Source organism: Mycoplasma sp. Z386, from assembly GCF_054343375.1.
This window is the reverse complement of sequence record NZ_JBTGVC010000010.1, coordinates 25857-35578: the sequence shown is the minus strand read 5'-3', so window position 1 is coordinate 35578 and position 9722 is coordinate 25857. Positions and strand designations below refer to the sequence as shown.

8 protein-coding genes are annotated in these 9722 nt (G+C 23.7%); all 8 read right to left on the bottom strand.

All coding sequences use genetic code 4. The features are described 5' to 3' along the window. Positions 1 to 2208 (bottom strand): alpha-amylase family glycosyl hydrolase (locus ACXX85_RS02130; protein WP_458560506.1); only part of this gene is annotated, 2208 nt, incomplete at its 3' end. Between the two features lie 204 nt (positions 2209 to 2412). Continuing rightward, a complete protein-coding gene (locus ACXX85_RS02125) occupies positions 2413 to 3933 on the bottom strand; it encodes a hypothetical protein (RefSeq protein ID WP_458560505.1) in 1521 nt (506 codons plus the stop codon). Next, complete coding sequence (locus tag ACXX85_RS02120; protein WP_458560504.1) at positions 3914 to 4390, bottom strand: hypothetical protein; 477 nt, start codon at positions 4388 to 4390, stop codon at positions 3914 to 3916. Before ACXX85_RS02120 ends, ACXX85_RS02125 begins: the two co-directional genes overlap by 20 nt. A gap of 191 nt (positions 4391 to 4581) precedes the next feature. Next, positions 4582 to 5034, bottom strand: a complete 453-nt coding sequence (locus tag ACXX85_RS02115; RefSeq protein ID WP_458560503.1) for a hypothetical protein — start codon at positions 5032 to 5034, stop codon at positions 4582 to 4584. 19 nt (positions 5035 to 5053) lie between these two features. Continuing rightward, positions 5054 to 5788 carry a hypothetical protein gene (locus ACXX85_RS02110; protein ID WP_458560502.1) on the bottom strand — a complete coding sequence of 245 codons (735 nt, stop codon included), beginning with the start codon at positions 5786 to 5788 and terminating at the stop codon, positions 5054 to 5056. Between the two features lie 17 nt (positions 5789 to 5805). Then, positions 5806 to 6558, bottom strand: coding sequence for a hypothetical protein (locus ACXX85_RS02105; RefSeq protein WP_458560501.1), 753 nt, complete (start codon positions 6556 to 6558; stop codon positions 5806 to 5808). A gap of 206 nt (positions 6559 to 6764) precedes the next feature. After that, positions 6765 to 8093: a tRNA uridine-5-carboxymethylaminomethyl(34) synthesis GTPase MnmE gene (mnmE, locus tag ACXX85_RS02100; protein WP_458560500.1), complete on the bottom strand. Its 1329-nt coding sequence runs from the start codon at positions 8091 to 8093 to the stop codon at positions 6765 to 6767. Beyond that, positions 8093 to 9709 (bottom strand): ABC-F family ATP-binding cassette domain-containing protein, encoded by a 1617-nt coding sequence (locus tag ACXX85_RS02095; RefSeq protein WP_458560499.1) that lies wholly within the window; start codon positions 9707 to 9709, stop codon positions 8093 to 8095. Before ACXX85_RS02095 ends, mnmE begins: the two co-directional genes overlap by 1 nt. Positions 9710 to 9722 lie beyond the last annotated feature (13 nt).

The following is a 9722-nucleotide window of genomic DNA, read 5'->3' as shown; positions in this document are numbered from 1 at the left end:
AGAAAGTAAGGTTTCTTCAATTTCAAATCCTTCTTTTAAAGAAGTGTTTGCTTGTGGTCTATTACCTCAAGAATAAATAGCTAATAAGTATGTGCCATCTTCATTTTTTCTTACTGTCATTTCATCATATCTAAGTGCATTATCGTGTCAAATTCAAAGAATTTCATTTGGATCACCAACATATTTTTCATCCATTTCTCTCATTGAAATAAATCTTTGTCTTGCTTTATTTATCTTAGAAACTAAATTATATGCTGAATTTTCATTAGCAACAATATCTTCTACTTTTCCTTCTCCCGCTGAAGATAATGTTGTGATAAAGTTATCTCTATCTCTTTCATCTTGGAAAAATACACGTTTTTTGAGATCTTTTCAATTAAATGCTTCTCTAATGTGTGTATCAGTTTGCCCGTCTTTTTTTCCACCTTGCATTAAAAGTTCATTTCCATCATATAAAATAGGATGACCACCACGAGAAAGTAAGGAAGTAAGAGCATATTCATAAGCGGATCTTTCATCATCATCTAATCTATGTGGTGAAATTATTACTGGTCTATTATTTTGTTCTTTAAAAGTTATAATTCATCTTTCAACATCATGATTATCTAAAAAAGGTAATCATTCATGTTTTTGGTTTAAAGTATCTGTTAAACTTTTTATTACATTTTTTTCATCATTTGGATTTAATGAGACATTAAGTTTATTTTTTCATTTAGTTCCATCAATAACTGAACTTAAACCTGGTTTTGAACCTTCTCATCCTCCTCAATAACCTTTAATTTCTGCTTCTGCTGGATCTCTTCATCATTCACCAAATAAAAAGGTTCTATCGCTAAATCTAGAAATTCCTGCAGTATTTGCTTTTTTATATTCACCTTGTACAACATCTCTTCATCTTTCAAATAAATTTCTTACCATATCACTATTATTAGCTCTTGGTTTTTTAGGATTATCAGATTTAAAGTAATGTTCAAAAGCATCATATCTAAATCCATCAACTCCTTTTGCTGCTCAGAATTTGTGGACATAATCTATTTCTTTTAAAACATCTTCATTTGTAAGATTTAAATCAGGCATTCCTGCTCAAAATTGAGCAACTCATTTTTTATTTGAAGATTTTGGATTGTTTTCTAGATGAACTTTATCATAAACATTTTTAAAGTATTGTCTTATATTATCTTGTCCTTCATTTCCTAATGGATTGTTTTCTGAATTGTAAAAATAATAATATTTTTGATATTTTTCATCACCAGCAAGTGCTCTTTGGAATCAAGGATGCTCATAAGAAGTATGATTAAATACCATATCTATTACAACTTTAATTCCTTTAGAGTGAGCTACTTTTAAAAATTCTTCAAATGCTTTTAATCCACCAAGTTCAGGAGCAACTTTTGTATAATCAATTACATCATAACCATGATAAGAACTTGCAGGATGAATTGGTGATAAATATAAAGTATCAATACCTAAATTAACAAAATAATCTATATTGTCTTTCAATCCTATAAAATCACCAATTCCATCATTATTACCATCAGCAAAAGAATAAACTGTTAATTGATAAATTGTATTTGATTTAGGTTTACTTTTATCAAAAGGAGCAATATATTGGACAGAATCGCTTTCATCTTTATAAGTTAAATTATCCAAAGCTCCTGATTTTTTAATTTCTTTTAAAAACTTTTCATTTGATCAACCTCTTAAAGTTTTTATTTTAGATAATTTTGCTCTTTCAGGAGAGTTTAAATATTCTTCAATACTATATTTATTTACTCTATTTCCTGTTAAATCAGGAGTTTCTTCATCTCAAACAGGAGTTTTATTAATAATCTCTTCTTCATTTTGATTATCTACTGGAGAATTATTTTTGTCTGGATTTTCTGAATTTTTGTTTTCAGAATTTACTTTAGTTTTTTGATCATCTGTTTTAGTTGTAATATTATCTTTTTCTTCTTTTTGATCTTCTGGTTTTGTATTCTCTACTTTACCTTTTTCTACAGGTTTTTTTGTTTGTTTTTCAGCAACTGGGACAATTGGGACCTCAGTTTTTTCTTTTCTTTTTTCATTTTCTGTTGGAGTTTTAGGATTATTTATTTTAGTTTTTTCTATTGATTCTTCTCCATATTTGCAAGATACAGTAAGAGAAGAGAAAAATGTAACAGTTGGAATTGTTCATAATAAATTTAAAGATTTTCTTTTTTTCTTCATACTTTTTCCTTTTTAAATACTTATATATTTAATTATATCAAATATAATACATAGAATTTTAATTTTTATGAACAAAAAATAAATAAAATAAGAAAAATTTCAAATTTTCATTGAAAAAAACCGGAACACATTCTCTTCAAATCTTTTTAGATGTGTTTCGGTTTATTATTTTATTAGGATTAAAAATGTTTTTAAATATACAATTTACATTGTTGATGATTTAAAATAAATTTCTTTTATTTTTAATATTAAATCATTTATGTTAATTTCATACATATCTTTATTTTTATTTAAAATTTCAGAAAATTCTTTATTTAAATCAATCTCTAATTTTGTTTTTAAATTTTCTTCATTTTCATTTATTAAGATATTTAGCATTAATCAGTATATTTGTTCTTTTGAATTAGTATAAATAATATTATTAATAATTTTAGTATTACTTTCATAAAATTCATCAAAAGAAATGCTTGAATTAAATAATAACTGTGAGTTATTAAAATTTCACTCATAAGTATTAATAACTTCTATTATTGGTGTTTCATATAAACTTTCAATAATTATTTTTCTTTTTAAAAAAAGAAAATCAAAAAAATCTGACATTTTATTTTTTAAAAAGAATTTTTCCGTAAATTGATTTAAATTTAGTAAATCTTTGCTTGTAAATTTCTTTTCTACTCACTCTTTTTTCTTTTGAATAAAAGATGAAATACTTAAATCTTTTTCGTCGTATTCAATGTGAAAAATAAGTTTTAAATTATTTAAATATATTTGTTCTATTAGTGAGTTAATAATATTCATATTTCATTTTTGTTTATTATTCAGTATTTGTTTAATAATGAAAATAGTTTTCTGCATTTTTTCATCATAAGGGAATATTTCTGTTTTTTCTAATTTAGGCAAGTGAAATATTTTTGCTAAAAATAAGTATTCTACTGGTGCAATATATAAATGTTCATTTTGTTTATTACATAAAGATAAATCAATATCTTCAGTTAGAAAAAATTCAAAACGAGTTTCTTTATCTTTTAGATTTATTATTAAAGAAATAAGAAAAGAATTGTGAAAAACAACTTTTCCATGTTTTTCAAAAATGTTTAAAATTTCTTTTTTATCAATTAAATCCCCATGCTTTAAAAATAAATCAACATCATTATATTTACCTAAAAATTTAAAATTTTTAAAGAAATTAAAAGCAAAACTGCCTTTTATTATAGTATTAATTTTTAAATTTGCCAAATCTTCAGAAATACGATTTATTTTTTCCATTATTAAAGTTCTTTGGTTTTTTTCTTCCTTTTTAATTTTTAACTTTAAAATTAAGTAATAAGGAATAGGTAAAAAAGTACTTAATAGTAATCTTTTATTATACATTTTTAAAGCAAAATTTAATTTTGCTTGATATTTAGAATCAGAAATAAATTTCATTATTGTTTTTTCTTTTATAAAAAAAATAAAAAAGGATTTAAATTTTATCTCTATATCAGGATTCTCTTCTACTTTAATTCTTATTTTTATTAATTTCATATATACAAACAAAATATAAAGATATAAAATACCAGCAACTCATAAAGTTCCTCAACCAAATCAAAATAATGGAAAATATTTATAATCTAAAGAAAGAGTAGTTCATACTATTATTATCACACTTATTCAAATGAAAAATAAAATGTTAGAATAAGTCTTTAAATAGAAAGAAATTCTGATTTTATTTTTTAAATTTATCATTTTTCACCTCTTTAGTAAAGAAAACTAAATTTATTTGAACATATAAACCCAATAAAGGATGTGTACAAGCTATTCTTTTCAATTTTTCTTTTTGTTTAATTGATTTTTTTTCTAATTTATTTTCTGATTTTTTTCCTCAAAATCCTATTAAAAATAAAACTTTAAAATATTTATTAATTTTTGTTATTTCTCATTCTTCTAAATTTTCTTTGTCTTTAGTGATTTTAAAAATTTTCAATAAGTTATATAAATTTCAAATATATAAAGGCATTATTGCAAAAGCTGGTGCAAAACTAACTAAAACAAAAAATCATCAATTTTTTCAAAAAAAAGTTACTTTAATAATTGTAAAATATGTAAGTAAAATAAAATAAATTCAAAATAATAAATAATTTGTAAGAATTAAAAAAATATTTCTTTTTATAACTATACCTAATTTATATAATATTTTTTCCATATTAAGCTCCTTTTACTATTTTTAAAAAAGTATTATTTTGTCTAAAATTAAAAAATCAAAAAACTAAATTTTAGTTTTTACAAATTTGTTTTTGATTTTTTCTTTATTTGTAACTGTGATATTTATTTTATTTGAATATTTAGATTTTTATTTATTAAATGTAATTGTTTATAAATAGTTATTATAAACAATTAATTTGAGTAGAAAATAATTCAATAAATTGGAAATAATAATCCAAATAAAGGATTTATTCCAGAAATTTTTTCTAATCTTTCTTTTTGTTTAATTGATTTTTTTTCAAGTTTTTCTTGTGATTTTTTACCTCAAAAAGCAACTATAAATAAAAATTTGAAATATTTTTCTATTTTTTTTATTTTGTCTTCTTCTAATTTCTCTGCTTTTTTTGTTAATTTAAAAATTTTAAAAAGAAAAACTGTGTTTCAGATGTATGAAGGTACAATTATGAAAGCGGGTCAAATGAAAGCAAAAAATAAAGTTCATTCACTTTGTCAAAAAAATGGATCTCTAATTATTGTAAAATATGCAAGTAAAGATAAATAAATTATTAATAATACATTATAAACAAGTAACAAAATAAAGTTTCTTATTATCGCATAAGCGAATCTATAAAATATTTTTTCCATATTCTTCCTCTTTTATTTTTTAATATCTATAATCATAATTTGAGTTATCTGATATAAATTTTTCATCTAATTTATTTTTAAAAAAGGTTTTGTAATAATTATAATCTGAATCTTCAGATAATTGAACCAATTGAGCAAGAACATCTCTATCTTGAGAATTGGTAGAATTATCACCATTTTCTAAATCTTTATAAGTTATTTTTGCTAATCTATCTAAAAATTCTTCATATTTTTTTATTTGTGAGTCCACATAAGCACGTACACTAGCTGTAACTATTGCACCAGGAATAGTGAAAAATCCTAAAGTAAAACCTATTGTTGTATATTTTAGTGCTTGTGAATGTTCTTTTTCAGTTTTAAGAAAACTTTCATATGATTTTTTTAGTTCCTCTACTTTGTCAAGAACTTCTCCTTCTATAACGCTTCTACTTTGTCCTACATTTAAAAGATGTGAAACTTCTTTTTGAAATTTTTTATACATTATAGAATTTTCTTTAATATCTTTTATTGTTTTTTTAAGCATTAATGCATTTGTTTGACCGAAAACTTGAGTAAGTTGATGAACAGAGGCATCATCTATTAATTTAATTTGTTTTAAAACTCTAATTTTGAAAATTTTTGATTTATATTGACTTTCTTTTAAAAGTTCATTATTTTTATTTGAAATTAAGAAATCAAAAAAATTAATTTCATTTTTGGAAAAGTTTGTTTTTATTTCTGTTTTTTGAACAGGTGCTGGAATATTAATAAACATATTTTTTCTCCTTTAATTTAATATCTATTTATGTCGTAATCATAATTATTATCAATAAAATTATCTTTTTTTAAAGATTCAAAGTATTTTTTATAAAACTTAAATACTGGTCTATCATCTAATAATTTTATTATAGAATCAAGAATTTCGTTATCTTGACTTATTGTTGAATTTTTTCCATTTCTTTTGTCTTTCAATACTATGGAAAATAACTTTTTTGCTCTATCTGGATCTGATAAAGTATTACTTTGACGAACATCGTTAATAATTTCATTTAATAAATCAGAAAGATCTAAACCAATAGAAACTTCCTCTGGTATGGGTAACAAAGGACTTACTGCTATATAAATAATATTAAAAACATCTTGAAAAAGTTGATATTTCAAAGAATCTAGATAAGGTTGATTTAAGAGTGAGTGAAGAGAACTTACTACTTTGGCTGCATCTTCTTTTATAACGCTTCTTTGACTAATATTTAATAAATGACCAACGTCCTTATTAAATTTTTTGTAAAAATACATATTCTTTAAAATTTTAATTTTAGTAGTTGAGTCTTCTCCTAAAAAAGTTTTTTGCTCTTTTTCAGGAAGCAAAGATAAATTATTAATATATTTTAATAATCTAATTTTAAATAATTTAGCAGAATAAGAACTTTCTGCTTCTAAAAACATTGATTTTAACAATATTAAGTAATCTAGTTTTTGTAACTTTTGATTTATTTCGTTTTTAAAGTCAATTTTTTTCTCTATAACTGTATTTGGTATGAACATATTTTCTCCTTTCAATACAATTTTATTCTTATTTGTTCTTTTTTTTATTTTTTCAATAGAATAAATTTAAAAAATATAAAATAATTCATTTTTTTTCATTTTCGATTTTTTTTCTTTGAAATATGCAAAATAGTGATACCGTTTAAATAGTTTTTGAAATTAAAAATACCAGTAAAAATTACTGGTATGATTTATTCAAAATATAATTATTTTCCAAGACAAAAATTTTTAAACATTGAATCCAATAAGGTTTCATTATCTGCTTTACCTTTAATATTTACCAAGTCTTCTCACGACTTTCTTAAATCTACTATAACTATATCTGGTTCAAAACCATTTTTTAAAGAAAAAATGGCGTTTTCTATTGAAAGAAAAGAAGATTTTATTAAAGAAAGTTGTCTTATATTTGTAATAACTTTTTCATTATTAATATCAATGTTTTGATAATTTTTTATAATCTCATTCTCGAGATTTTCTATTTCTTTATTTTTAGCACTTATATAAATTTTGGTATTATCTAATTTTTTAGAATCCAATAAATCTTTTTTATTATGAACAGGGATATATTGTTTATTTTTAGAAAAATCAACAATTTGTTGATCGAATTGGTCAGTTTCTACTGATGCATCAAGTAAATGGATGACAATATCAGATTCTTCTATTTGTTTAAAAGAGCGTTCTATACCTATTTTTTCAACTTTATTTGTTGAATTTCTAATACCAGCAGTATCTTTTATTATAAAAGGTATACCTTCTAAAACAAACTCAGATTCAATAACATCTCTTGTGGTTCCTGCTTCGTCTGTTACTATTGCCTTTTCTTCATTTAAAAAAGCATTTAATAAAGAAGATTTTCCAGCATTTGGTTTACCTACAATAGCGATTTTTACACCATCATAAATAACTCTAGATCTTTCCGAAAGGTCTATAGTGGTTTTGAGTTTTTCTTTTAATATTTCTAATTTTGGTAAAAGGGTTTGATTAGTTAAAATTTCTACATCATCATATTCAGGATAATCGATATTAACTTCTATAATTGCTATTATTTCTAACAATTCACTAATTAAATTTTTAATATAATTACTTGTTTTTCCATCAAATTTTTCAATAGATGCTTTTGTTTGTAACTTGGTTTTAGCATGGATTAAATCATTGATAGCTTCTGCTTTGATTAAATCCATTTTTCCATTTAAAAAGGCTCTTCTAGAAAATTCTCCTGGTTCAGCCATTCTAGCTCCATTAGCTAGTACTAATTCTAGAATTAAATTAGTATTAACTATACCACCGTGTGCATTTATTTCTACGGTATTTTCCCCTATAAAATTATTTTTGCCTTCAAATCACATTACTAAAACTTCATCAATAAGTTCATCTTTATTTTTGATTCAACCATAAGTAATTTCTTTATCTTTACCAACTTTTCCTGTGAAAATTTTTTTAACAATCAAAAAAGCGTCTGGACCAGTGATCCTAATTATGGAAATTGCTTGGTTAACCAAACCTCCAGATGAAATCGCGGCAATATTATCAAACATTAGTATCCCATTTTTTTCTCATATTCATCTAATGTCCCTCTAAAAATAAAAGAGGAATCTGGTTTGATTTCTAAAATTACATTAGAAACTTGTTTAACTAAAGCACGATTATAAGTTGTAAAAATCATAGATGATTTATAATCAGCAAGTCCTTCAATTACTGAATCAATTGATTCTGCATCTAAGTGATCTAAAGGTTGGTCAAATACAAGAAAATTAGATTCTTTTAGCATCATTCTAGAAAACATTAATCTTGCTTTTTCTCCACCGGATGTTACCTTAACATTTTTAAAAACAGAATCACCACTAAAAAGCATTCTACCTAAAAAACTTCTCATTCTTTGATCTGAGTTATCTTTATTAGATTCTTCTGTATTTTCAATTGGTCATTTGCTTAATCATTCCATTAAGTTTTCATCTTTATCAAAATATTTAGAGTTATCTGATGGGAAATATTCTGGAGTTATTGTGGATCCTCAAATAACTTGACCAGAAGTTGGTTTTTCAAGTCCAAGCAGAATTTCAAGTAGTTTGGTTTTAGCAATGTCGTCTTCACCAAGTAAAACCATTTTTTCGCCAGGTAAAATATCAAATGATAAACTTTCAAACAAAGTTTCTCCTGTCTCTGGATTAACATAAGATAAGTCTTCTACTCTTAAAATTTGCTTTCCTGGTTGTTTAAAAATATCAAATCTAATAAAAGGATATTTTCTTGAAGAAGGTTTAATTTCTTCAAGAGTAATTTTTTCAAGTGATTTTTTTCTTGATGTTGCTTGAGATGATTTTGAAGCATTTGCAGAGAATCTAGCAATAAAAGCCTGTAATTTAGCAATTTGTTCTTCTTTTTTAGCATTAGAATTTTTTTGCATTTCTCTTATTAATGTTGAAGATTCTTTTCAGAAACTATAATTACCTGTAAACATTTTAGCTTCACCAAAATCAATATCTACAATGTTAGTACATACTTGATCTAAAAAGTCACTATCGTGTGAAACAACAATAACAATATTTTGATAATCAACTAAAAAGTTTTCTAATCATTTGATTGCTTTTAGATCTAAATGGTTAGTAGGTTCGTCCATAATCAAAATATCTGGATTTCCAAATAAAGCCTTTGCTAAAAGAACTTTTACCTTTTGTGAAGCTTTTAAATCGCTCATTTTTACATTCCATTTTTCTTTAGGAATATCTAACCCAGATAATAAAATTTGTGCATCATTTTCAGCGTTTCAACCGCCCATTAGACCGAATTTTTCTTCTAATTCCCCTGCTTTTGTATAGTCTTCTTCTGTAGCTTCTGGATTTTCATAAATTGCATTTTTTTCTTGTTGAATTTTAAATAATTCTTCATTTCCCATAATAACCACATCAGTCACATTAAAATCATTATACATATTGTGATCTTGACTCAAAACTGAAATTCTTTGGTTTTTATCTTTGATAATTTCACCTGAAGAAGCTTCAATTTGCCCTGAAATTATTTTTAAAAAGGTAGATTTTCCAGCTCCATTTGCTCCTATAATTCCGTAAGTGTTTCCTTCAGTGAATTTTAAATTAACATTGTCGAATAATTTTTTATCATAAAAAATTTTGGACAGATTTTTGATTTCTAACATTTTACTCCTTTAT